Source organism: Phormidium sp. CCY1219 (genome assembly GCF_035615515.1).
In the GTDB taxonomy this organism is placed as follows: domain Bacteria; phylum Cyanobacteriota; class Cyanobacteriia; order Cyanobacteriales; family Laspinemataceae; genus CCY1219.
Genome location: NZ_JAJENT010000024.1, coordinates 1 through 266, shown reverse-complemented (window position 1 = coordinate 266; position 266 = coordinate 1). Strand labels below are relative to the sequence as shown.

1 protein-coding gene is annotated in these 266 nt (G+C 48.9%); it reads right to left on the bottom strand.

Features of this window, described 5'->3' with window-relative positions:
- Positions 1-266 (bottom strand): Uma2 family endonuclease (locus LKK83_RS00285; RefSeq protein WP_324628750.1); only part of this gene is annotated, 266 nt, incomplete at both ends.

Genomic DNA, 266 nt, shown 5'->3' with positions numbered 1-266 from the left:
TCACTAATCGAAGAATGGCCACCCACTTCCGGTTCGATGCGTAACAAAGCATCCGGTTGAGGTTCGTTATCTTCATCCAAACGAACAGTGGCGTCAATCAGCGGATCTACACCGGGGGTTGCGGTCCAATAAGCGCTTAACCAAGCCATAATAATGGCATGAGGTCTGCTATGTAGATTTGCTCGAACCGGGGAAGCCACGTAAACAACTCCTTCAATTAATTCGGCTTTTTTAATCTGCGATGCAGCCGCGTAGCGACGCTCAAA